Raw genomic sequence first — 24,157 nt, forward strand, 5'->3', positions numbered from 1 at the left:
TTTACGTCCCCCTTACTCTTCCGTTTCCTCATAAACATATTTCAATGCATCTTCTGGTGCTGAATAAGGAGCATTTTCAGCATAATCTGTCGCCTCATTCACCAGTTTCATCACACGATCATTGATTTCTTTTTCCAGTTCATCATTTAAGACCTTCGTTTCCTTTAAATAGGCCCCGAAAGTCATAAGCGGATCCTTTGTTTTTGCTTTTGCCACTTCATCCGGTGCGCGGTATGAACGATCATCATCATCCGAAGAATGAGGTGTAAGACGGTAAGAGACAGTTTCAACCAGTGTTGGCCCTTCACCGCGACGTCCTCTGTCAGCAGCTTCTTTTACAGCCCTATACACTTCCAAAGGATCATTACCATCAACGGTGACACCTGGCATCCCATAGCCGATTGCACGATCTGACACCTTTTCACAGGCTAATTGTTTTTCAATTGGGACAGAAATAGCATACTTATTATTTTCACACATAAAAATAACCGGAAGTTTATGCACACCTGCAAAGTTCGCACCCTCATGGAAATCTCCTTGGTTTGAGGAACCTTCCCCAAAGGTAACAAATGTCACGAGGTCTTTTTTCTCCATTTTTCCTGCAAGAGCGATTCCTACAGCGTGAGGAACTTGAGTTGTAACAGGTGACGATCCTGTTACGATTCTATTTTTCTTTTGGCCAAAGTGTCCAGGCATTTGCCGGCTTCCGGAATTTGGGTCCTCCGCTTTAGCAAAACCCGAGAGCATCAATTCTGTTGGTGTCATTCCGAATGTTAATACAACCCCCATGTCACGGTAATAAGGAAGTACATAATCCTTCTCGCGGTCAAGAGCAAAAGCGGCCCCCACTTGTGCTGCTTCCTGGCCCTGACATGAAATAACAAATGGAATTTTTCCTGCACGATTCAATAACCACATCCGCTCATCAATGCGTCGGGCCAAAAGCATCGTCTCATACATTTCCAATACCTTTTGGTCACTTAAACCTAAAATTTCATGACGCTTCTCTGCCATATATTTCTTACCTCCCGATTGTTCACTATACACTAACAAATGATCCTAGCATAAAACGTTTATTATTATGAATGAATGGCCTTCCCATCAACGGCTAGGGCAGCTTCTCCAATGGCTTCTGTCAAAGTTGGATGGGGATGAATGGTATGAGCAATTTCCCATGGTGTTGCATCTAATACCATGGCAAGCCCAGCCTCTGTAATCATATCTGTTACATGCGGCCCGATCATATGCACCCCTAGAATATCATCAGTCTCCGAGTCTGCGATAATTTTTACAAAACCATCTGATTCCCCAAAAACAAGGGCTTTCCCGATTGCCCGGAAGGAAAACTTACCTACTTTCAATTTACGGCCATTTTCTTTTGCCTGCTCCTCAGTTATTCCTACACTTGAGACCTCCGGGTTACTGTAGATGCACCTAGATACCAAGTTATAATTCAATGGTGATGGTTTTTCACCTGCTATATGTTCAACTGCAATAATCCCCTCATGCGAGGCTACATGTGCAAGTTGTAAACCGCCTATTACGTCGCCTATCGCATAAATATGAGATTCTTTCGTTTGGTAAAACTCGTTGGTTACGATAAAGCCATTTTCTGCTTGGATATCGGTATTTTCAAGTCCTATTCCCTCTAGATTTGCTTGACGGCCAACCGAGACTAAGAGTTTTTCAGCCTTAAACTGTTTAAGCACGCCTTTAACCTCTGCTGAAATACTAACCTCTTGACCTTTAACAATTGTTTCAGGAAGCACCTTAGCACTTGTAACCAGGTTAATCCCTCTCTTTTTCATTACTCGCTGCATTTCTTTAGAAATCTCTTTATCCTCTGTTGGAATAATGCGGTCAGCAAACTCAAGAACTGTAACATCAACTCCAAAATCAGACAGCATGGAAGCCCATTCTATTCCAATCACGCCGCCCCCAATTATAATAATGGATTGTGGCAACTCTTTGAGCTGTAATGCTTCATCAGAAGACAACACAAATTCACCGTCGATTTCCAATCCAGGCAGCGTTCTAGGTCTCGAACCTGTGGCCACAATGACATTTTTCGGAATCAACATCTCGTTTTCCGTTCCGTTGTTCATTTCAACAGAAATGGTACCTGGCATTGGTGAAAAAATTGATGGTCCAAGGATACGGCCGATTCCTTCATAGACATCAATCTTTCCTTGTTTCATTAGATGTTGGACGCCTTTATGTAATTGATCAATAATTTTATTTTTTCTGGCTTGAACCTTCCCAAAATCTAATGAAACATCGGTCGTAATCACACCAAAATCCTCACCGCGCTTTGTTGTTGCAAATACTTCCGCACTTCTTAACAGGGCCTTACTTGGGATGCAGCCTTTATGCAGGCAGGTTCCTCCCAACTTTCCTTTTTCTACAATGGCTGTCTTTAAACCAAGCTGAGAAGCACGAATAGCTGCCACATAGCCGCCAGTTCCACCTCCAAGTATGACCAAATCATATTCTTGTGCCATTAACATTTCCTCCCCATTCTACTTTAGATTTTTGCAGTGGAAAAATTTCCTGGATACACTTTCACCTCTTCTTCACCCCGTAAAACCCGAAGGGCTCCTTCGGCCAATGCTTGAAGCTCATCTTCACCAGGATGAACAATGACATCTGCAATCCAATTAACCCTATCACTAATTCGTTTGACGAAACCTGCTCCATAAGCAAGGCCTCCTGTTAAAACAATGGCATCCACCTTGCCAGATAGTACCGTACTGCAAGATCCAATTTCCTTTGCTACTTGATAGGACATCGCCTCATATATTAATTCCGCCTTTTTGTCACCCGCAGTAATTCTTTGTTCTACTTCTTTCGCATCATTTGTTCCAAGGTATCCAACAAGTCCCCCTTGCCCAACCAGTCGTTTCATAATTTCTTCTCTGTAATGTTCGCCAGAGTAACAAAGTGCTATCAAATCTCCTGCAGGAACCGTTCCGGCCCGTTCAGGACTAAATGGACCATCTCCATGCAAACCATTGTTTACATCTACTACTCTGCCTTGTTGATGGACACCAACCGTTATCCCCCCGCCCATATGGGCAACAATTAGATTCAATTCACTGTATTCTCTCCCCAGTTCCTTTGCTACTCTTCTGGCTACAGCTTTTTGGTTTAAGGCATGGAAAATGCTTTTTCTCTCAATTAGGGAAAAACCGGATATCCTTGCAATCGGAGCAAGTTCATCAACAACAACCGGATCGACAATAAAGGCTGGGATATTAAGCCCAGTTGCAATTTCGTAGGCGATAATCCCGCCTAGATTGGATGCATGCTGGCCGGAGTAACCAGATTGCAGGTCCTTTAACATCAAATCATTGACTGCGTATGTTCCCCCTTTAATGGGACGGAGTAAGCCACCACGGCCACAAACTGCTGATAACTTTGATATATTAATTCCTTCATTATCCAGTGTTTCCAAAATTGCCGTTTTTCTAAATTGATATTGGTCAATAATATTAGCAAAAGTATTAATTTTTTTAGCTTCATGGCGGATTGTCTTTTCAAAGATGGAAATTTCATGATCAAATATGCCTATTTTAGTGGATGTTGATCCTGGGTTGATGGCTAATATCCGATAGTTATTTTCTTGCAATGTCATAACCTCCACTTAAAAAACATCTATCTAATGGCAAATGCGCTGAATTCTAATTCAGCGCTCCGCCTTAACTTCAATTATCCTAGTTAGCCATTTAGTATTTGAACTAACCTCTGACACTGGTCTTGGTTCCCACTATTATCTTGAAATTCGATGGCTTAAAATGTGATGGCCATTTTGCAAAAATTGACTTCTTGAATTGCGGATTCGTTCAATTCTTTCTTCTGCCATTCGATCAGCAGCAACATAGGTTGGGATGCCATCCCGTTTCGAAATTTCAATTACCTTTTCAATTGTCGTATATAGCTGTTCAACCTTTTTCATGGCACGTTCTTGATTGTATCCATAAAGCTCATCAGCCACATTAATAACGCCGCCAGCATTTATTACATAGTCCGGGGCGTAGACAATACCCATTTCATGAATGGTATCACCATGACGGGTATCCTTTAATTGGTTATTGGCTGAACCTGCAATTACCTTTGCTTTTAATTGAGGGATTGTATCATCGTTGATGGTTGCTCCTAAAGCACAAGGAGCATAGATGTCACATTCCACTCCATAAATGTCATCCGGATCAACAGCACGTGCCCCAAAAGCTTCAACGGCCCGATTAACCGCCTCTTTATTAATGTCCGTTACGATTAGCTGGGCCCCTTCCTTATGCAGATATTCACAAAGCGTATAAGCTACATTACCAACCCCTTGAACAGCAACGACTCTTCCTTCAAGAGAATCTGTACCAAATGCTTCTTTTGCCGCTGCTTTCATTCCGCGATATACACCGTAAGCGGTGACTGGAGATGGATTGCCAGATGAACCAAATGCAGGCGATATACCCGTTACAAAATCTGTTTCTTCATGAATTAGGTCCATATCCGCTACAGTGGTACCTACGTCTTCAGCTGTAATATACCTTCCATTTAAACCTTGGACATAACGGCCGAATGCCCTAAATAAGGCCTCACTTTTATCTTTACGAGGATCGCCAATGATAACCGTTTTTCCTCCGCCAAGATTTAAGCCTGCCGCTGCATTTTTATAGGTCATTCCTCTTGCAAGACGAAGCGCATCTTCAATGGCTGCTTCCTCAGAGGCATATGTCCACATACGTGTTCCGCCCAATGCTGGGCCAAGAGTTGTATCATGTATAGCAATAATTGCTTTTAAACCTGATTGCTTATCTTGACAAAAAACCAATTGCTCATAATCATATTTTTCTAAATATTTAAAGATCTCCATGAATTTTTCCTCCTCAAAATGGGTCAAAATCTATTTATTAACACAGCATAAGGCTAAAGCTAATGAGTAGAGCTTACTCTCAGCGGAATCCGCTCTTGATGTCAGTACAATGGGAGCACTTGCCCCCGTAAGGACCGCGCCTACCTTTGCCTTAGCAAAGTAAATTAATGATTTGTACAACACATTTCCAACTTCAATAGCAGGGACCAATAAAATATCTGCTTTACCTGCTACGTCGCTTATAATCCCTTTGTGTTCCGCAGCTAATTCTGAAATAGCATTATCAAGACCCAATGGTCCATCGACAATGCAACCCCTAATCTGCCCGCGTCTATTCATCATCGTTAATGCAGCTGCATCAAGGGTTGCCGGCATATCTGGGTTTACTGCTTCAACCGCAGCTATGACAGCCACTTTTGGCATTTCGATTCCGATTGATTTGGCAAGTGTAACGGCATTATTCAATATTTGTATTTTTTGTCCTAGGCTAGGTGCAATGTTCATAGCAGCATCTGTAATGAAGATTAGTTGGTTATAGCCAGGGATTTCAAAAACGGCAGTATGTGATAAAACATTCCCTGTCCTAAGTCCATATTCCTTATTTAAAACTGCCTTTAATAATATACTGGATGGAATATTTCCTTTCATTAAAACATTTGCTTGTTTGTTGAATACCGCTTGAACCGCAGACTCTGCAGCAGCAACAGCAGAGCCTGTATGAACAATCCTTAATTTATGATTATTAAGCAAATCATGCTTTTGCAATTTAAGCAGTAAACGAATTTTTTCTTGATCGCCATAAAGTATAAATTCAGCAAGATTTCGCTTTAAGGCATCACTCACGGCCTCAACTACTTCTGCCGTGTCTGCTGCAGCTACAGCAACCGTATTTTGGCCTTTTCGGGTTGCTTGGTTAATCAGTGAATCTAGTAACAAGCATTCATCAACCCTTTCTTCACTTCCTCAATCCCATAATAAAATATGCAAGTTTTGTGCCAAAACACTTTTATGTAAACGTTTTATTTTCCAGATCAGAACAGTGCAATAATTTTCATACCATGAAAATTATTGCGTGCTATTTCTTTCAAGATTAAACTTATCCAGCTTATAATAAAGGTTTCTTACCGATAAACCTAATGTTTTAGCTGTTAACGTTTTATTACCGTTCATTCGTGAAAGAGTTTCCTGGATAATCCTTGCTTCGTATTCTTCGACCATTTCAGGCAAGGTCCTTTCTTCAAGAACCGGTACAGCAGAGTTCATTCCAGAAGATTCAACCTTTAATGTTTTATTCCTTAATTCTGGAAGATGGTGAACATCTATTAAAGTATCACTATAATTCATAAAAATAATCGCCCTGCCCAAGATATTTTCTAATTCTCTTACATTTCCCGGCCAGTCATATTCCATTAATTGAGTTAGTGCGTTTTTGGTCACACCTTCCACATTTCTTCCATAGTCTCGATTAATCTTTTCAATTAGCCTGCTGCATAAAACAGGGATTTCCTCTTTACGTTTCCTGAGCGGAGGAATTTGAATTGGCATACGATTTAATCGGTAATATAAGTCTTCCCTAAACGATCCTTTAGCAATACCCTTTTCTAGGTTTACATTGGTTGCTGCAATGACTCGGACATTTATGTTGATCGGCTTTGCAGCACCCACACGGATAATTTCACTTTCCTGCAGCACCCTTAAGAGTTTTGCTTGTGTATTGGCAGATAATTCCCCTATCTCATCTAAAAAGATACTGCCATTGTTTGCTTCTTCAAAAAACCCTCTTTTCCCACCCCTTTGTGCACCTGAAAAGGCACCTTCCTCATAGCCAAATAATTCGCTCTCTAATAATGATTCCGAAATTGCTGCACAATTCACCCGAATAAATTTATTGTATTTTCGGTCACTCGCATTATGTATCGCATGAGCAAACAACTCTTTACCTGTTCCTGATTCCCCTCGGAGCAATACGGTGGCAGGAGTTTTCGCCCCAAGCTTTGCCTGTTCAATCGCAATGACCATTTCCTCTGAGATGCCGATAATATCCTCAAAGGTGTATTTTGCTTCAAGCGTTCGGATGATTTGTCTAGCGCGATTTAATTCTCTGCTTAACGATTTCATTTCTGACATATCATGGATAACACCGACACTGCCTTTTAATTTTCCTTCTACAATAATCGGAGCAACATTAACAATTACTTCCCTTTTATTTGGTCCTACCCGCATTGGCACACCGCGTACAGCTCTTCTTGTTTGTAAAACTTTCATATGCATACTCTCACCCTCAGAAATGTCAGCCGTAGCTGGCTGACCGATAACTTGATCTTTGGTAAGACCTGTTAGTCTGGTGTAGGCTGGATTAATGAGTATTCCGCGGCCATTTTCATCCACAACAGAGATAGCATCATCGCTCGAATGGATAATGGCTTGAAGCATGGTTTGGATTTCTTTTAAATTGGTTATCTCCTCCGCTAAATTTACCACTTCGGTTATATCCTTAAAAACAGCAAATGCCCCCATCAATGTTCCATTTTCTTCAATGATAGGAATACGGGTCGTAATAATTTTTCGTCCATTACCTAATATCATTTCCTGGTTAGATTCAACTCTTCTTGTTTTCAAAATTAATAAAAGCCTGCTCATCGGGATTACATCCAGAACAGCCTTGCCAATTGCCTGCTCTTTTTTAACCCCCATAATTTCCTCGGCTCTTTTATTAAACAGAATGATTTGTCCTTTTTGGTCAATTACCATCATACCATCATTGGCCGCGTTAAAAATTAGTTCCTGCTTATATGAATCATTCTGAAGCTTGGCCACAAGTTCTTCCTTTTCTTCCATGAGCTTTGCTACTAAGAACGCCACACTCCCAGGAATTAATACAGTTTGTTTACTTTTAGCATTTCGAATTTCTCGAAAAACTTCATCACTTCCTGTTACTTCAATAATGATATCAATATTCTCATATAAAAAGGGCTCCCAGCTTGTCCCTGTTTTAATTCCTTCTTTCCTTGCAAAGAGGATTCCCGGTGCATTTTCGTTTCGATCGATTACAACGTGTACATTAAGCACTTCGGATTCTTTTAAAATTTTTAAGATTGCCGTTCCACCTTTACCAGCACCAACAATCATAATATTTTGCATTTTTTATACCCCTTTTGGCATTAGGAAATTTTTTGCATTCATTAAAGAAAAATCTCTGCAAATATCTTCATTATCAATATTATAACTAAATGACCCTCCTTGACAATTTTCTTCTATATAAAAATATTTTGTTGAGATATAATGATAAGGAAGTTAGAAATTATCTAGTAATTGGAAGGATTTATGTATGATACGTATTATTGCCCTCATCATTTTAGTCATTCCAGGTGCATTAGCAGCTTTAGGAATTAAATTAATGCGTGATATGACATTTGGAATTTTGCAAGCGCCATTTCCAAATTTATTATTGCAATTCTTAACGGGTTTGATTTTTTTTATCGGGGGTCTTGGATTTGTAGCTGGGTTTATATTTCATCGAGACCGTAAGCGCAATAAAGTTCAAACAAAGTTTAAGAAGTAGTTTGCAGCTATGAGTGTTTAAAAAAGGAGAGGCTGTTCGATTTGAACAGCACTCTCCTTTTCAATTAACAGCTCCTCATACTATGATTTGTTCTGAATTTGTTTCCGGATACGGAGAGCCTTAACAGGGTCATCCGTTATAATGGCGGTACAATTTATTTTAAAAAGCCGTTGCATATCTTCATCTTTGTTAACTGTATAGGGCCGTACCGCAATGCCATTTTCCATTGTTTCAACAAGAACAGCATCAGACATAGCGGAGTGTTTGGGATGAATTCCTTTTGCTCGGATGGATTGGGAATAAATCCAAGGCATATAAATTCCTTCGATAAACAATGGGGCTGTTTCAATTTCTGGTGCAATCCTATAGCTGTAAACAATACTATAATGATTAAAAGAGGAGATAATGATCCGTTCACTAAGACCATATCTTCTAACTAGCCGAATTACTTTTTCTTCCATTCCCTCATACGGAATGAGACCGTTTTTCAACTCAATGTTACAGATTAATTGATTGGATTGGAGCCATTCCAATACTTCAATTAAAGATGGGATTTGTTCCTTTTTTAAACCTTCTTTGTTTGCATTTAATTTTCTAATTTCACTAAATAAGAAATCTTTAACAAATCCCTTTCCCGTAGTGGTTCGGTCCACTTTTTCATCATGAATAACAACAATTTCTCCATCCTTGGTTAACTGAACATCGAGTTCTAATCCATCAGCACCAACTTTTTCAGCCTCTATAAAGGCGCCCATGGTATTTTCAGCAAATAAGGTGGAATATCCTCGGTGCGCAAAAATTTGTGTCATATTTTCACTTCCCAATATAAAAATGGAGGAATATACATGAAGCCATTACAATTATCAACAGAAACTGCCCTAAAACTATCGAAGGAATTAGAAATACCGTTAGAACAGCTTATGCATTTACCTCAACATATTCTCATCCAAAAACTAATGGAAATGGAAAAGAAAGAAAATTAATAAATCACCTGAAAACCTAAAAAGTAAGGCCTTCATTCAATGGAATGAAGGCCTTATACCGTATTTACTGGTCGTTTCAAGAAGCCTTATGTTCAAGGCGTAATTTATCTGCTACCATGGCAATAAATTCACTGTTAGTAGGCTTTGCTTTCGACATACTTACCGTATAACCAAAAAGAGACGAAATGGAGTCAATATTCCCCCTGCTCCAGGCTACTTCAATCGCATGACGAATTGCCCGTTCCACACGGCTTGCTGTCGTATTATATTTCTTGGCGATATCCGGATATAATACTTTGGTTATAGAACCTAAAAGTTCGATATCGTTGTAAACCATTGAGATGGCTTCACGCAAATATAAATATCCTTTTATATGCGCTGGAACACCTATTTCATGAATAATACTCGTGATACTTGCATCAAGGTTTTTTGGCTTTTGTTCGACTTGAGAACGATAACTTACAGATGGAGCCTTCCTTGTAAACGTATTACCATTACCGCTTACTTGTCGAATGTGACTGCCGAGATTTTCCATATCAAATGGTTTTAAGATAAAATAAGAAGCACCAAGTTCAACAGCCTTTTTGGTCACATCCTCTTGCCCAAATGCAGTTAGCATAATGACATTGGGAATCGTGCCTTTTTTCACATCACGTAAACGTTCAAGGACGGCTAAACCGTCAAGATGAGGCATTATGATATCCAACACAAGAACATCAGGATCTGCGGAGGTTAGCATATCTAAACATTCTTGACCATTATGTGCAATACCGACAACTTCCATATCATCTTGGGAGGAAATATAGTCCTCTAATAATCCAACTAACTCTCTATTATCGTCAACAACGCATACCTTGATTTTTTTCAATTCCAGTTCCTCCCTCATCAAATCCAGTCTCTATTTTTAAGTGACATTTAAATCGTGCATTTTTTCTCTTAATTCTATTCTAATTTAGAAATTCGACAATGCAACTAAAATTCCTTTCATTTTTTAAATATTTGTTAAAATAGTGATAAAATCTCATCTTTTCTTTGTTTTACTTCTTTTTTCGACTCAAATCGCGTCTTTTCCAATTTATAACTGTTTTTTGTCGAATTTTCTTTTTATAAAAAGGCTGTGTTAATCTTGAATGTTGATTTCCGCTCCAGGCGGCTTCGCTCCAATCAACATGTTGAAATCAACAATAACCTTTAACAAAGCCTATAAAAAAAGAAGCAAAATAGGCCATTATGCCTATTTTGCACTTTTCAATCTTAGCTTGCTTTCTCTTTCGGTGTTTCGTATATATTAATTCCAGCTTCATTCAACATCCACTCAATATGGACTCCATAGCCAGAGGTAGGATCATTGACAAAAACATGAGTGACAGCTCCGACAAGCTTGCCGTTTTGGATAATCGGACTTCCACTCATTCCCTGTACAATTCCTCCTGTCTTTTCAAGCAGCTTTGGATCGGTTACTTTAATAACCATGCCTTTTGTTGCCGGAAACTTTTGCGGAATTGTGCTAACAATTTCAATATCAAATTCTTCAACTCGGTCGTCATTAACCACTGTTAATATTTTAGCCGGTCCTTCTTTTACCTGGTCAGATAAGGCAATTGGAAGTGGTTTATCCATTATGCCATTTTTTAAATCCCTGTTTAATTCTCCAAAAATCCCAAACGGACTATTCTTTTGGATATTTCCAACAATTTCATGATCCGAAGAAAAACGAGCTAGTTTTTCACCTGGATCTCCATTACTTCCTTTTTCAATAGATGTTACGGTAGAACGGACAATTTGACCATCTTCTACAACGATTGGTTTTTTTGTATCCATGTCTGAAATGACATGTCCAAGGGCACCATATTTTTTAGATTGCGGGTGAACAAATGTCATGGTTCCAATACCAGCTGCAGAATCTCTGATATATAAGCCAAGCTTATAGGTGCTCTCTCCTTTATCTTTCAATGGAGTAAGCTTTGTTGTGAATTTACCACTTTCTCGGCTAATCACTAAATTGAGGGGTTTACCGTCTTGCCCTGCCGATTGAACAAATGGAGCTACGTCTGTCATCTTTTCAATCTTACTGCCATTGATTTCTGTAATGATATCCCCAACTTTAATTCCTGCAATTTCACCTGGGGACTTTTTTCCGTTTGTGGTGTTAATTAAATGGTGACCAACCACTAACACACCTACCGTATTTAGTTTAACGCCAATTGATTGACCACCGGGTAATACACGAAAATCTTTTAGGACCCGTACATCGACCTTTTTAATTGGGATCCCTGCGTATTCCAGGAGCATTTCGTTTTTGCCATATTCATTTGCTTTAACAGATACCGATTTTTTTTCCTGATTAAGCGTGATATTCGCATTGTGAGAAGCTATGGTGGCTGTTACCGGGGCAGCCTTTAGGAACGTGTAATCTTGTCCTTCAAAAACGGTTATTGATTTTGGTATTGAGAGGTATTGCTGTAAGGGCTGAAAAAAAATAAGGCTAATTAATGAAACAAGGAGAATTCCACCAATAATTTTTCTAATTATTTCTAACTTCAAATCCTTCACTCTCCTCGCTTCTTTTCAACTGCACTTATAAAAATGGCTACATCTATAATTTTGCCTCCTTGACAATCATTTATAACTTCGTTCAACATAAAAAAGCTACCCAATTTGGATAGCTTTTCATTTTTTCTTATTTTTACCAGCTAATTGCAATAATTCCTCTGCATGTTGCTTCGTTAAATCGGTAATTTCAGTTCCCGAAATCATCCGGCCGATTTCCTTGATCTTTTCCTTCGTCCTTAAGGATGTAACAGAGGTTTTTGTACGTCCGCCCTTAATATCTTTCGCTATATACAGGTGTGTATCAGCCATAGCTGCTACTTGTGGTAAATGGGAGATACAAAGAACCTGAGAACCTACGGCAACTTTATAAATTTTTTCAGCAATTGATTGGGCGACCCGTCCGCTGACACCAGTATCTACTTCATCAAAAATAATTGAGGTTACCCCTTGATGTTTAGAGAAGATACTTTTTAATGCAAGCATGATTCGAGACAATTCTCCACCTGATGCCACCTTTGACAATGGTTTTAATGGTTCCCCAGGATTGGTGGAAATATAAAACTCAATATGATCGACGCCATTTTTAGCAAAATGAAGCTGCTCGGATTCAAAACGAATTTCAAAAATAGTTTTCTCCATATACAGTTCTTTTAATTCCTGATGAATTAATTTTGTTAACTTTATTGCCCATTTACGGCGAATATCCGTTAATTGTTTTGCTTCAAGGACTAAGTCTTTTTTAATCGATATTAATTCCTTTTCCAGCTCTCCAATATGCGTTTCTTTATTTTGAAGTGTTTCAATTTCTTCTTCAATTTTAGCAGCGTATTCTAAAATTTCTGGAATGGTTTTCCCATATTTCCGTTTCAATTGGTTAATCTCGTTTAAACGTGTTTCAATATCATTTAATCTTTGCGGGTCATATTCTAAAATGTCTAATTCATTTCTTAATGTTTGTGCCGCATCCTCTAATTGATAAAAACTATTTGAAACCGAATCAGATAATTCTCGGTAGCTTGTATCAAGTGCCGCAGCCTCTTCTAGAGAGCCCATGACCATTCCTATCCAATCAAGCCCCTTTTGTTCGCCCTGTAAAGCGTTATAGCCTGTTTGGATGGCTTCAAATACCCTCTCGAAATTCCCCAGTCTTCTTTTTTCCTCAAATAATTCTTCGTCTTCGTTCGGCTTTAAATTAGACTTTTGAATTTCATCTAATTGAAATTGAATTAGGTCGAGCCGATGTGCTGTCTGCTGGTCATTTTCACTCAAGGATTTAAGTTTATGTAGTGTCTGCTCATAGCGGCGAAATACTTGAACATATTCATTCTGAGCAGGATCAATTTCTTCCGCGCCGAATTGATCAAGTAGTGTCAGATGTCTCGTTTCATCCATAAGCTCCTGATGTTCATGCTGCCCATGAATATCTACAAGTGTAGAACCTATCTCTCTGAGAATGGAAATGGTCACAAGCTTTCCATTAATTCGACAAACACTTTTCCCTGTACGAGCTATATCCCGACGTAATATAACCATGCCTTCTTCAATTTCGATGCCGAATTCAAATGCTTTTGAAATAACAGGATGGTTTAGGTCATCTATTTGGAATAATCCTTCAATTACGGCTCTTTCTTCCCCATGGCGGACAAATTCAGCCGACCCTCTGCCCCCAACGATAAGGTGAATCGCATCAATAATAATTGATTTACCTGCACCTGTTTCCCCCGTTAGAACCGTTAACCCTTTTTCAAATGAAATTGATAAATTTTCAATAATGGCGAAATTTTTTATTGATAATTCTGCTAACAAGGAACTCTCCCCCCATTTAAAGCATGTCAAGGAACCGGTTTGTAATGACCTCTGTATCTTCTGGTGTTCGACAGATAATTAACATGGTATCATCACCACATATCGTTCCCAATATTTCTTCCCAATCGAGATTGTCAATCAATGCACCGATTGCCATGGCATTACCAGGCAGGCATTTCATGACCAGTAAATGGCCAGCGGAATCAATTCTGACAAATGCGTCAATTAGCGACCTTTTTAATTTTTGTAGTGGGTTAAAACGCTGATCTGCAGGTAAACTGTATTTATAACGGCCATCTGTTAATGGCACTTTAACTAAATGTAATTCCTTAATATCTCTTGACACAGTAGCTTGAGTAACGTTATAGCCTGCGTTCTTTAATTCATCCACTAAATCATCTTGCGTCTCAATATCATTGCCGGCAATAATCTCTCTTATTTTAATATGACGTTGACCTTTATTCATTTTTTCACCCCGTAATATAAGAAAAGCGCAAGCGCCTTGGTTCGTCCCGACAAGCCTACAAGCTGGCCAAAAGGTTGCTTTTTAACCTTTTTGGACATATTGGCTGTAGACCATTCGTTAGGCTAGGCGCTGGAGCTAGACAATAAAGAACATATGAGCACTTGTCCCAATGTCCTACTTACCAATATGTTAGCCCATTTTAGAAGGAATGTACATTTTTTTATAAAAATACATTACGATGCATAAGGATAGGCTAATTGCCTACCCTTCTTCATGCTTTGTATGAAATTCTCGATGGGATTGTTCTACGACTTCCACAGGCTGAAACTTCAGCTGATTAGCACCTATTTCTTGTTCACCTTCCCAATGGAGGTGAAGCAAAAATTCAATATTTCCATCTCCCCCGGTAATCGGGGAGAAGGATAAGTTTCTTACAACATAACCTTCTTTAATGGAAAAATTAATAATTTTCTCAATGACTTGTAAATGAACTTTCTCATCCCGAACAATTCCTTTTTTGCCCACTTGCTCACGCCCTGCCTCAAATTGCGGCTTGACTAAGGCAATAATATCACTTCCGGGAATTAACAAGGTTTTTAATACAGGTAAAATTAAGGTTAGAGAGATGAAAGATACATCGATGGTCGCAAAGTTTGGCATCTCGCGGCTTAAATCCGCTGGTGTTACATAACGAAAGTTGGTTCTTTCCATTACAACTACTCGTTCATCCTGCCGCAGCTTCCAGGCAAGCTGATTATATCCAACATCAAGGGCATATGACATCTTAGCACCATTTTGTAGTGCACAATCCGTAAACCCGCCAGTAGAAGAACCGATATCCAATAAGACCTTCCCTTCGACATTAACATTAAAGACCTTTAATGCCTTTTCTAGCTTTAATCCACCGCGACTGACATATGGAAGGACATTTCCTTTTATATTCAGGGGTATATCAACCTTAACCTTTTCACCTGGTTTATCTAACCGTTCTTCATTTGTATATACTAGGCCAGCCATAATGGCTCTTTTAGCCTTTTCCCTTGTTTCAATAAGTCCTCTTTCAACTAATAAAACATCTAAACGCTCTTTATTTTTCATATTTTAAGCCCTTTGTTGTTTTTTTCTGGCATTTGCTAAAATAGAAGTCCTCTTAATCGTTTCTTCTGTTGTTAAACTGATTTCCTCAAGCAAGGAATCTACGTCACCGTGTTCAATAAACTGGTCTGGGATTCCCATCCGGTCAATAAGTGCATCGTGATATCCCTTGGACCCCGCAAATTCTAGAATTGCACTGCCAAACCCGCCCTGCAACACCGCCTCCTCAATCGTAAGGATAGGAATACCTTTATCGAGAAGTTCCGTAAGCATGGTTTCATCAAGGGGCTTGATAAACCTGGCATTGACAACGGATATGGATAACCCCTGTTTTTCAAGTTTTTGTGCAGCCTCCATAGCCATTGGAATGGTGGTGCCAAAGGTTAGGATTACCGCATCACTACCTTCTTTTAGCGTCTCCCATGTGCCAATTGGTATGTTATGGAACTCTTCATCCATTGCTACTCCAAGTCCATTTCCACGGGGAAATCTCATGGCTATCGGTCCATCATTATAACTTAAAGCCGTATAGACCATATGCTGGCCTTCATTTTCGTCCTTAGGCATCATTAAGACCATGTTTGGCATATGTCTTAAAAAGGCTATATCAAAAACCCCTTGATGGGTTTCGCCATCGGCACCAACTAAGCCTGCGCGGTCAATTCCAATAAAAACATTTAAGTTTTGCCTGCATATATCATGCAGCACTTGATCATAGGCACGTTGTAAAAAGGTTGAATAAATCGCTAAGAAAGGCTTCATATTTTGAGTTGCCAACCCTGCCGCCACTGTTGCCGCGTGCTGTTCAGCAATCCCAACGTCAAACATACGATCAGGAAACTCACTTGCAAACCCTTCTAACTTTGATCCTACAGGCATTGCTGGAGTAATCGCCACAATTCGATTATCATTTCTTGCTAGCTTCCGGACCGTTTCACTGACCACACTGCTCCAAGCAGGCGGTTGTTTTTTTGTGGGTTTAACAAAATCTCCTGTATCCATTTTATATGGACCAGTCCCGTGCCATGTACCAATCTTGTCAATTTCCGCTGGTCTAAAACCCTTCCCTTTTTTAGTAATAACATGGAGAAGGACAGGTCCGTCGGTTTTCTTAGCGTATTGGAGACTTTCAAATAAATTATCGAAATTATGACCATCAATAGGTCCTAAATAAGTAAAGCCAAGCTCTTCAAAGAACATACCGGAAACCACCAAATACTTGAGGCTATCCTTTATTCTTTCGGCAGTTGCAGCAAGTTTTCCACCTACTGCAGGTACCTTTTTCAATAGTACTTCAAGTTCATCTTTTACCCATTGGTATTTACCAGCGGTCCGCAATTGGCCAAGAATATTATGAAGGGCACCGACGTTAGGTGCAATCGACATCTCATTATCATTCAGCACTACAATCATATTCTTTTTTTCATGACCAATATGATTCAACGCCTCTAGTGCCATTCCGCCCGTTAATGCTCCGTCACCGATAACTGGAACCACAAAAGATTTTTCTTTTTTTAAATCCCGGGCAATCGCCATACCCATGGCAGCAGAAAGAGATGTAGAACTGTGGCCGGTTTCCCAAACATCGTGTTCACTTTCACCCCGTTTTGGAAATCCGCATAATCCCTTAAATTGTCTTAACGTATCAAATTCATTGGCCCTGCCTGTTAATATCTTATGGACATAAGATTGATGACCTACATCCCAAATCAGTTTATCCTTAGGACTATCAAAACATTTATGTAATGCGAGCGTTAATTCTACTACTCCTAAATTTGGTCCGATATGTCCACCGGTTACAGATAATTTCTGAATTAAAAATTCGCGAATTTCTTGACTAAGAGCCTCAAGCTCCTGATTCGACATCCTTTTTAAGAAGGATGGGTCCTTGATTGATAATAAATCCATTTTTGGACCACTCACTTTCATACTTATTCGTTCTACCCTTTTATTCCTAGTATTTCTATCTTTATCTGAAAAAATAGCCGCTAACACACTAAGTGATAACGGCAATTAACAACTTCTCAAAATGAGAACCATTAGTACATACTCATAATCAGCCAAAAACACTCTAGTGATCCCTTGATGCAACTAAATCCGTTATTTCGTCAAGAAGAATGGTATTTAAATCTGTCTTTTTTAAATATTCTTTTGACAGCTTAATTTGATTCTGAAGGGCTTCTCGTGCCCCTTCCAAGGATAATAGTTGTGGATAAGTGCTTTTATGGTTAACGGTATCACTGCCAACAGGCTTTCCAATTATTTGTTGATTGCCTACCAAGTCTAGAATATCATCCTGTATCTGGAAAGCAAGTCCAAGGTGATGTGCAAACGCTGAAAGGTTTTGTAATGAGCTTTCGTTTGCTTGGGCCATAATGGCTCCTGAGACCACACTGAACTTTAGCAGCTTGCCTGTTTTGTGAATATGTATATACTCTAGTTCTTCCAGGGATAGAACCTTGTTCTCCCCTTCCATATCAGCTACTTGTCCGCCTACCATTCCTTCAGCGCCGGCTGCTTTTGCCATTTCTAGAATCAACCTCATTTTCACAGCAGGCCCAGCAAAATCATCAGAAAGCGTATTTATTACTTCAAAACTATAAGTTAATAATGCATCTCCAGCAAGTGTTGCAATGGCATCTCCAAACACTTTGTGATTGGTCGGTTTACCTCTTCTTAAATCATCATTATCCATGCTGGGCAGGTCATCATGGATTAATGAATAGGTATGAATCATTTCTATTGCAGCTGCAGCCGGGATCCCCTGTTTAGGGTCGATTCCAAATGCATGTAAAGTTGCAAATAACAATAATGGCCGAATTCTTTTGCCGCCAGCTTCAAGAGAATAAATCATAGAATTCTTTAAGACGGAGGGGGCATCCAGTTTTTCTACCAGCGCTCGAAGTTCTTGATTTAGCAGTTGTTGATATTCTTTTCTAAATGCGTCTAGTAATCCGGTTTTCAAGCCCTAATCCTCCTCTGCAATAGAAAAACGTTCAGTACGCCCATCCTCCGTAATAATTTGCGTAAGTTGTTCTTCCACAGTTTTTAATTTATCATGACATAGTTTGGATAGTTCCATACCTTCTTTGTAGAAAGTAATCGCTTCTTCTAATGGAACGTCGCCTTCTTCCAGCTTTTCAACAATTTCTTCAAGCTTTGTCATGGCCTCTTCAAAGGTTAAAGTTTTTTCAGTTGTCACTCGCATCTCTCTCCTTTATGGTTTCCACATTACAGAAAAGGCTTCCATCTGTTAATTGAATTTGAACTTGCTCATTTGTTTTAACCTGTTTAACACTTTTTACGAGCCGGTTATCCTCTGTATAGGCTAAACTATAGCCGCGCTCCATTATTTTAAGAGGGCTTAATGCCTGTAGTGTTGAAATAATCCGATCAAATTCAGTTTGTTTTTTTTCATAAATTTGCGTTACTGTTCGGTTTAAATCCTTTTGTGTCCTTTCAAAACGTTTTTTTGCCTCTAGCAGTCCTTCTTTTGGATGTCTTCCCTGCAACCGTTTTGATAAGGCTTCATGCTGGTCTATTTTTACAGCAGATAATCGAGAAACTCCCCGTTTCAGTCCTTCAGTTAACCGATCTACCTGCTCAAGCTTTTGCTCATAAAGCCGGTGTGGATAACGAAATGCATACGATTTTTGAACACGGCTTAACCGTTCATTTTCAAACTTAAACCTCGCGCTCATAACACGAATCAGACGGGTTTGGCGCTGCAAAACCCTATCCACCAGTTCCTCAATATGTGGAACCGCTAATTCTGCTGCACCCGTTGGTGTCGGGGCACGCAAGTCAGCAACAAAATCGGCAATCGTAAAGTCTGTTTCATGGCCTACTGCTGAAATGATCGGGATTCTGGAAGCAAAAATGGCACGAGCTGTCATTTCTTCATTAAATGCCCATAACTCTTCAATCGAACCACCGCCGCGCCCAACAATTAAGACATCGATTTCTTTTATATTGTTGGCCTTTTCAATGGCTTTTACGATTGAAGGGGCAGCATTCTCTCCCTGGACAAGCGCGGGGAATACAAGAATTTTAGCGATAGGATAACGCCTTTTAATCGTAGTAATGACATCCCGAATGGCAGCTCCGGTAGGGGAAGTAATTACACCTACTGTTCTTGGATATAGAGGGATGGTTTTTTTTGTTTCAGGAGCAAATAATCCTTCCGCTTCTAACCTTTGTTTAAGTTGTTCATATGCTAAAAATAATTCGCCAATGCCATCAGGCTGCATTTCTCTTATATATATTTGATACTGGCCGCTTGGTTCATATACACTGATTTCACCCTTAACAATCACCTTCATCCCGTTCTCAGGTGAGAATTTCATAAACCGGGATTGTCCGGCAAACATCACGGCAAGAATTCGGGCTTTCTCATCTTTTAAAGTAAAATACATATGTCCGCTTGAATGCTGTTTGAAATTAGAAATTTCGCCTCTTACATGAACTTCCCGTAAGTGGGGATCCGCATCAAATTTTCGTTTTATGTATTTTGTTAAAGCATTCACAGATAAATATCTTTGTTCCTGCATGTGCAGCTCCTTTTGACGAAAGAATAAAACTGTCCTTATCTATTATACATTTAGCTCGATTTTTTGTCTGTAAAAACAAATTGAACTATATGTATGAGATAAGGACATAGTTTACTTAATCTCGAGCAAGACTTTCAGCAGCAGACTTCACCGTATTGTACATAAGCATGGTGATGGTCATTGGGCCAACACCTTTAGGAACTGGAGTAATAAATCCAGCCTTTTCGGAAACTTCATCAAAAGCAACATCACCACAAAGTTTTCCAGCTTCATTACGATTGATTCCAACATCAATAATTACCGCACCATTTTTAACATGTTCCGCCTTAATAAAATTTGGTATTCCAACGGCAGCGATCAAGATATCCGCTTGGTTTGTATGATACGGTAAATCCTTTGTTTTTGAATGACAGTAGGTAACCGTTGCATCTTGATTTAGGAATAATTGGCCAACTGGCTTACCGACGATATTACTTCTTCCCACAACGACAACATGCTTTCCAGGAATAGAAATACCTGTTTCTTCTAGTAAGACCATAATCCCATAAGGTGTACAAGGCAGAAAAGCATTTTGTCCGGTCATCATCCTGCCAATATTAATTGGATGAAAGCCATCGACATCCTTTAATGGAGATATGGATTCAATTACTTTCTTTTCATCAATATGCTTCGGCAGCGGCAGCTGAACTAATATTCCATGAATTTCCGGCGTTTCATTTAATTCAGCAATTTTTGCTAATAATTCCTCTTCAGAAGCTTCTTCCTGCATTTCTATTAATAAAGAGTTCATACCAAGCTCTTTACATGCTTTCTCTTTATTCGTTACGTAAGTCCTAGATGCATGATTATTGCCAACGAGAATGACGGCTAAGCCTGGTGTTACGCCAAGATCTTTAAGTCTCACAACTTCTTCGGCAATTTCTAACCTTTTTTTTGCAGCTATATCTTTACCGTTAATTATTTGTGCTGTCATCATAATTCCTCCCCAGTCCCTAGAAACTAATCGATTAATTGTTATGCAGTTTTTCTTTTACCTTAGATAATACCCCATTAATAAACTTACTTGATTGGTCATCTCCGTAAATTTTTGCAATCTCTATGGCCTCATCTAGTATCACATTATCAGGAATATCCTGAGAAAATTTCAATTCAAATGCTGCCATTCTTAATAAGTTCCGATCCACAGTAGCTAATCGGTCTAAAGACCACTTTTCAAGATTTTCGCTAATAAGAGCGTCGATTTCTTCTTTTTGTTCAACTACCCCCAGAACCAGTTGATTCAGATAGTCATCACTAGTCTCTCCTTCTAAAACATGTTCAATCGCTAATGATGGTTCGGTGTCACTAACATCAATTTGAAAAAGTGCCTGTAACGCCTTTTCCCTAGCTGTTCTTCTTTTCATCTACCTTTAACTCCTTTAGCTATATATTAACTAATTTTTGTTTAATTTTTGTTTATGACCTGGCACTATGTACTTGAAACTAGCTTGCACATAAAAAGATAATAGCATAACTAAAATGGAATCGCACGGTATGTCTTATTATTTTATAAAGGACCAGCCTGTCAATTATGGATTTGTACTTTTTTTCGTCAATAAATAGTATTTATAAACTCATCAAAAAATAGAAGAACCAAAGGATCGGTACCTTTGGTTCTTAAAAAGTTAAAGTTCGGCGTCAATTTCCTGTTCGTTCTTTTGATTTTCAAATTGAATTCCGACTACGTGAATGTTTACTTCCTCTGCATCTAACGCAGTCATATTCAACAAGGCTTGACGAATATTATCCTGAACTTCTCCTGCAACCGTTGGAATAGATGTACCAAACTTCATTAAGCAATATACATCCACTTTAATTCCTGTTTCAGTAAGTTCTACCTTAACGCCTTTACCATGATTTTTTTTCCCAAGACGTTCCACAACACCCGTTGCAAAATTGCCGCGCATCCCAGAGACACCTTCCACTTCGGATGCAGCAATACCTGCGATCACTTCAATAACCTCCGGGGCAATTTCAATTTTCCCATGACCATTGCTTCCTTGATCCATTTCCAAGACACTGAATTCGCTCATATTAAACACCTCCAAATTTTAGACAGACTTCATCACATCGTGTAATTCAAGAAACTTCGTATTAAAATTGCCTTCAACGAAATTTTCATGCTCTAACAATTTTAAATGGAACGGGATGGTTGTATGAATACCTTCCACAACAAACTCACTTAACGCCCGCTTCATTCTTGAGATGGCTTCTTCTCTGGTGCTCCCATATGCAATAACCTTCGCAATCATGGAATCATAGTATGGCGGAATGGTATATCCTGGATATGCTGCTGAATCAATACGAACTCCTAATCCACCTGGCGGCAAATACATCTTAATTTTCCCTGCTGAAGGAAGAAAGTTCTTCTCTGGATTCTCTGCATTAATCCGGCACTCAATTGCCCAGCCGGTAAACGTAACATCCTGCTGTTTAAGGGTTAGTTTTTCACCGTTTGCTACTCGGATTTGTTCTTTTATCAGGTCAGTTCCGGTGACCATTTCTGTCACAGGATGTTCGACCTGGATCCTTGTGTTCATTTCCATAAAATAAAACTTTCGATTGCGGTAATCATATATAAATTCTACCGTGCCGGCCCCCGAATAATCAACTGCTTGTGCAGCTTTTACGGCTGCGCTTCCCATTTCCTCACGAATTTCACCATCTAAAGCCGGTGATGGCGATTCTTCCAACAGCTTTTGAAGCCGGCGCTGGATAGAGCAATCTCTTTCACCTAAGTGAATCGTATTTCCATGTTTATCGCCCAGTACTTGTATTTCAACATGACGGAAATCCTCAATATATTTTTCTATGTAGACTCCAGAGTTTCCGAAAGCCGTCAACGCTTCCTGCTGTGTGATATTGATTCCTTTTATTAATTCCTGCTCATTTTTAGCAACACGGATTCCTTTACCGCCTCCGCCTGCAGTTGCCTTAATGATGACAGGGTATTCGATTTGCTTCACAAGCTCAAGTGCTTCATCTATATCATTAATAATGCCGGTAGAGCCTGGGACAATTGGTACTCCAGCTTTGCGCATCGTTTCCCTTGCAATATCCTTGGTTCCCATTTTTGTGATTGCTTCTGGACTTGGTCCGACAAAGGTGATATTGCATTCTCTACAAAGTTCTGCAAAGTCCGCATTTTCAGCAAGGAACCCATATCCCGGGTGAATCGCATCACATGAAGTCAAGTTTGCAACACTGATTATATTTGTAACGTTTAAATAACTGTCTTTTGATGATGTTGGTCCTATGCAATAGGCTTCATCAGCGAGTTGAACATGCAGGGCTTCACGGTCGGCCTCTGAATATACGGCAACCGATTCAATTCCCATTTCCCGGCAGGCACGAATAATCCTAACGGCAATTTCTCCTCTGTTTGCAATTAACAGTTTCTTTATCATCCTGTTATCGCTCCTTATTCTGGCTTGACTAGAAATAGCGGTTGTCCATATTCAACTAATTGACCATTTTTAACTAGTATTTCAACGATTTCTCCGTCTACTTCTGCCTCAATTTCATTAAATAATTTCATAGCTTCAACAATACAAACGATTGAATCCTTTGATACCCGGTCTCCTGCCTTTACATAATTATCAGCATCTGGAGTTGGCGACGAATAGAAGGTTCCAACCATTGGTGAAGTGATTTTGTGTAAATTTGCTTGCGCTGCTGGTTCATTTCCTGTTGCTTTTACGGCTTCCGGTGCAGCTTCTTGTACTTGAACAGCTGGTGCTGGCTGTGCCGCTGGGACAGCTTGTATTGCTGGGATTAAGGAAGCTTCCTGTGGCAATGAAGTGCCTTGGGCAACAATTGTTGTTTGACCATTTTTCTTCATTTTGATTTTTGAACCATCAATTTCATATACAAATTCATCGATACTGGATTGATCAACTAATTTAATCAATTCACGAATTTCTTGTACTTTTAACATTGAGTAACACTCCTTGTAAAACTTAATTAGTACTAACTACTAATACTATACGATAATAGCTAGTAAAAGTTCAATCATCTTAATTGAAAATGTCTCCCCTTATATATTAATCTTTTTTGATCAAAAAAAGAAATATTTTACGATTTCCTCCCTTACAAATGAAGATTTTTACCTATTCTAAGGGGTTTTAATCAAAAAAATTTATTGGTATATAGACTTTAAACATGTCTGTTGATTGGCTCACCATCCCCTTACTCCAGCAGGACTTTGATTATGCATCCTCGAATCCGCCC

General features: G+C 39.3%; 23 protein-coding genes. 2 read left to right on the forward strand and 21 right to left on the reverse strand.

Annotation, left to right across the window (positions count from 1 at the left end; all coding sequences use genetic code 11):
* Positions 1 to 12: 12 nt before the first annotated feature.
* The 6 genes from V7077_RS10160 to V7077_RS10185 all read right to left on the reverse strand — a co-directional run bounded on the left by V7077_RS10160 (position 13) and on the right by V7077_RS10185 (position 8,014).
* On the reverse strand, positions 13 to 1,014 hold the full coding sequence (locus V7077_RS10160) for a thiamine pyrophosphate-dependent dehydrogenase E1 component subunit alpha (RefSeq protein WP_335501021.1): 1,002 nt from the start codon (positions 1,012 to 1,014) through the stop codon (positions 13 to 15).
* A 65-nt stretch (positions 1,015 to 1,079) separates the two neighbouring features.
* Positions 1,080 to 2,501, reverse strand: coding sequence for a dihydrolipoyl dehydrogenase (gene lpdA, locus V7077_RS10165; protein ID WP_335501023.1), 1,422 nt, complete (start codon positions 2,499 to 2,501; stop codon positions 1,080 to 1,082).
* Positions 2,502 to 2,524: 23 nt separating this feature from the next.
* Positions 2,525 to 3,634, reverse strand: coding sequence for a butyrate kinase (buk, locus tag V7077_RS10170; protein ID WP_420489629.1), 1,110 nt, complete (start codon positions 3,632 to 3,634; stop codon positions 2,525 to 2,527).
* Positions 3,635 to 3,769: 135 nt separating this feature from the next.
* Positions 3,770 to 4,873, reverse strand: a complete 1,104-nt coding sequence (bcd, locus tag V7077_RS10175; protein WP_335501027.1) for a branched-chain amino acid dehydrogenase — start codon at positions 4,871 to 4,873, stop codon at positions 3,770 to 3,772.
* Between the two features lie 30 nt (positions 4,874 to 4,903).
* Positions 4,904 to 5,809 carry a phosphate butyryltransferase gene (gene yqiS / locus V7077_RS10180; RefSeq protein WP_335501029.1) on the reverse strand — a complete coding sequence of 302 codons (906 nt, stop codon included), beginning with the start codon at positions 5,807 to 5,809 and terminating at the stop codon, positions 4,904 to 4,906.
* A 129-nt stretch (positions 5,810 to 5,938) separates the two neighbouring features.
* On the reverse strand, positions 5,939 to 8,014 hold the full coding sequence (locus V7077_RS10185; protein ID WP_335501031.1) for a sigma-54-dependent Fis family transcriptional regulator: 2,076 nt from the start codon (positions 8,012 to 8,014) through the stop codon (positions 5,939 to 5,941).
* Positions 8,015 to 8,201: 187 nt separating this feature from the next.
* Here V7077_RS10185 and V7077_RS10190 point away from each other — a divergent pair, with 187 nt between their 5' ends.
* Positions 8,202 to 8,435, forward strand: a complete 234-nt coding sequence (locus V7077_RS10190) for a DUF2627 domain-containing protein (protein WP_335501033.1) — start codon at positions 8,202 to 8,204, stop codon at positions 8,433 to 8,435.
* A gap of 80 nt (positions 8,436 to 8,515) precedes the next feature.
* Here V7077_RS10190 and V7077_RS10195 read toward each other — a convergent pair whose 3' ends face one another.
* The gene (locus V7077_RS10195) at positions 8,516 to 9,244 is read right to left on the reverse strand and encodes a glycerophosphodiester phosphodiesterase (protein WP_335501035.1); all 729 of its coding nucleotides are present in this window, start codon (positions 9,242 to 9,244) and stop codon (positions 8,516 to 8,518) included.
* A gap of 36 nt (positions 9,245 to 9,280) precedes the next feature.
* Here V7077_RS10195 and V7077_RS10200 point away from each other — a divergent pair, with 36 nt between their 5' ends.
* Positions 9,281 to 9,418: a YycC family protein gene (locus V7077_RS10200; RefSeq protein WP_335501037.1), complete on the forward strand. Its 138-nt coding sequence runs from the start codon at positions 9,281 to 9,283 to the stop codon at positions 9,416 to 9,418.
* Between the two features lie 76 nt (positions 9,419 to 9,494).
* Here V7077_RS10200 and spo0A read toward each other — a convergent pair whose 3' ends face one another.
* The 14 genes from spo0A to accB all read right to left on the reverse strand — a co-directional run bounded on the left by spo0A (position 9,495) and on the right by accB (position 23,864).
* Entirely contained in the window at positions 9,495 to 10,286 is a 792-nt protein-coding gene (gene spo0A, locus V7077_RS10205; RefSeq protein WP_335501039.1) for a sporulation transcription factor Spo0A, read from the reverse strand.
* Positions 10,287 to 10,672: 386 nt separating this feature from the next.
* Entirely contained in the window at positions 10,673 to 11,971 is a 1,299-nt protein-coding gene (gene spoIVB, locus V7077_RS10210) for a SpoIVB peptidase (protein ID WP_420489630.1), read from the reverse strand.
* A 117-nt stretch (positions 11,972 to 12,088) separates the two neighbouring features.
* A complete protein-coding gene (gene recN / locus V7077_RS10215) occupies positions 12,089 to 13,777 on the reverse strand; it encodes a DNA repair protein RecN (protein ID WP_335501043.1) in 1,689 nt (562 codons plus the stop codon).
* 16 nt (positions 13,778 to 13,793) lie between these two features.
* On the reverse strand, positions 13,794 to 14,243 hold the full coding sequence (gene ahrC, locus V7077_RS10220; RefSeq protein WP_335501044.1) for a transcriptional regulator AhrC/ArgR: 450 nt from the start codon (positions 14,241 to 14,243) through the stop codon (positions 13,794 to 13,796).
* A gap of 261 nt (positions 14,244 to 14,504) precedes the next feature.
* Positions 14,505 to 15,341, reverse strand: a complete 837-nt coding sequence (locus tag V7077_RS10225; protein ID WP_335501046.1) for a TlyA family RNA methyltransferase — start codon at positions 15,339 to 15,341, stop codon at positions 14,505 to 14,507.
* Positions 15,342 to 15,344: 3 nt separating this feature from the next.
* Positions 15,345 to 17,246 (reverse strand): 1-deoxy-D-xylulose-5-phosphate synthase, encoded by a 1,902-nt coding sequence (gene dxs / locus V7077_RS10230; RefSeq protein ID WP_335501048.1) that lies wholly within the window; start codon positions 17,244 to 17,246, stop codon positions 15,345 to 15,347.
* A gap of 163 nt (positions 17,247 to 17,409) precedes the next feature.
* Positions 17,410 to 18,303, reverse strand: coding sequence for a polyprenyl synthetase family protein (locus tag V7077_RS10235; RefSeq protein ID WP_335501050.1), 894 nt, complete (start codon positions 18,301 to 18,303; stop codon positions 17,410 to 17,412).
* A gap of 3 nt (positions 18,304 to 18,306) precedes the next feature.
* Positions 18,307 to 18,540 (reverse strand): exodeoxyribonuclease VII small subunit, encoded by a 234-nt coding sequence (locus V7077_RS10240; protein ID WP_215043384.1) that lies wholly within the window; start codon positions 18,538 to 18,540, stop codon positions 18,307 to 18,309.
* Positions 18,530 to 19,888 carry an exodeoxyribonuclease VII large subunit gene (xseA, locus tag V7077_RS10245; protein ID WP_335501052.1) on the reverse strand — a complete coding sequence of 453 codons (1,359 nt, stop codon included), beginning with the start codon at positions 19,886 to 19,888 and terminating at the stop codon, positions 18,530 to 18,532. Before xseA ends, V7077_RS10240 begins: the two co-directional genes overlap by 11 nt.
* 115 nt (positions 19,889 to 20,003) lie before the next feature.
* Complete coding sequence (folD, locus tag V7077_RS10250; protein ID WP_335501053.1) at positions 20,004 to 20,861, reverse strand: bifunctional methylenetetrahydrofolate dehydrogenase/methenyltetrahydrofolate cyclohydrolase FolD; 858 nt, start codon at positions 20,859 to 20,861, stop codon at positions 20,004 to 20,006.
* 34 nt (positions 20,862 to 20,895) lie between these two features.
* On the reverse strand, positions 20,896 to 21,291 hold the full coding sequence (gene nusB / locus V7077_RS10255) for a transcription antitermination factor NusB (RefSeq protein ID WP_335501055.1): 396 nt from the start codon (positions 21,289 to 21,291) through the stop codon (positions 20,896 to 20,898).
* Between the two features lie 261 nt (positions 21,292 to 21,552).
* Positions 21,553 to 21,960 (reverse strand): Asp23/Gls24 family envelope stress response protein, encoded by a 408-nt coding sequence (locus tag V7077_RS10260; RefSeq protein ID WP_335501056.1) that lies wholly within the window; start codon positions 21,958 to 21,960, stop codon positions 21,553 to 21,555.
* Between the two features lie 18 nt (positions 21,961 to 21,978).
* Positions 21,979 to 23,334 carry an acetyl-CoA carboxylase biotin carboxylase subunit gene (gene accC / locus V7077_RS10265; RefSeq protein WP_335501058.1) on the reverse strand — a complete coding sequence of 452 codons (1,356 nt, stop codon included), beginning with the start codon at positions 23,332 to 23,334 and terminating at the stop codon, positions 21,979 to 21,981.
* A gap of 14 nt (positions 23,335 to 23,348) precedes the next feature.
* The gene (gene accB, locus V7077_RS10270; protein ID WP_335501060.1) at positions 23,349 to 23,864 is read right to left on the reverse strand and encodes an acetyl-CoA carboxylase biotin carboxyl carrier protein; all 516 of its coding nucleotides are present in this window, start codon (positions 23,862 to 23,864) and stop codon (positions 23,349 to 23,351) included.
* Between the last annotated feature and the right edge of the window lie 293 nt (positions 23,865 to 24,157).

It is taken from the genome of Neobacillus vireti, from assembly GCF_036962465.1.
GTDB classification, from domain to species: Bacteria; Bacillota; Bacilli; order Bacillales; family Cytobacillaceae; genus Neobacillus; species Neobacillus vireti_B.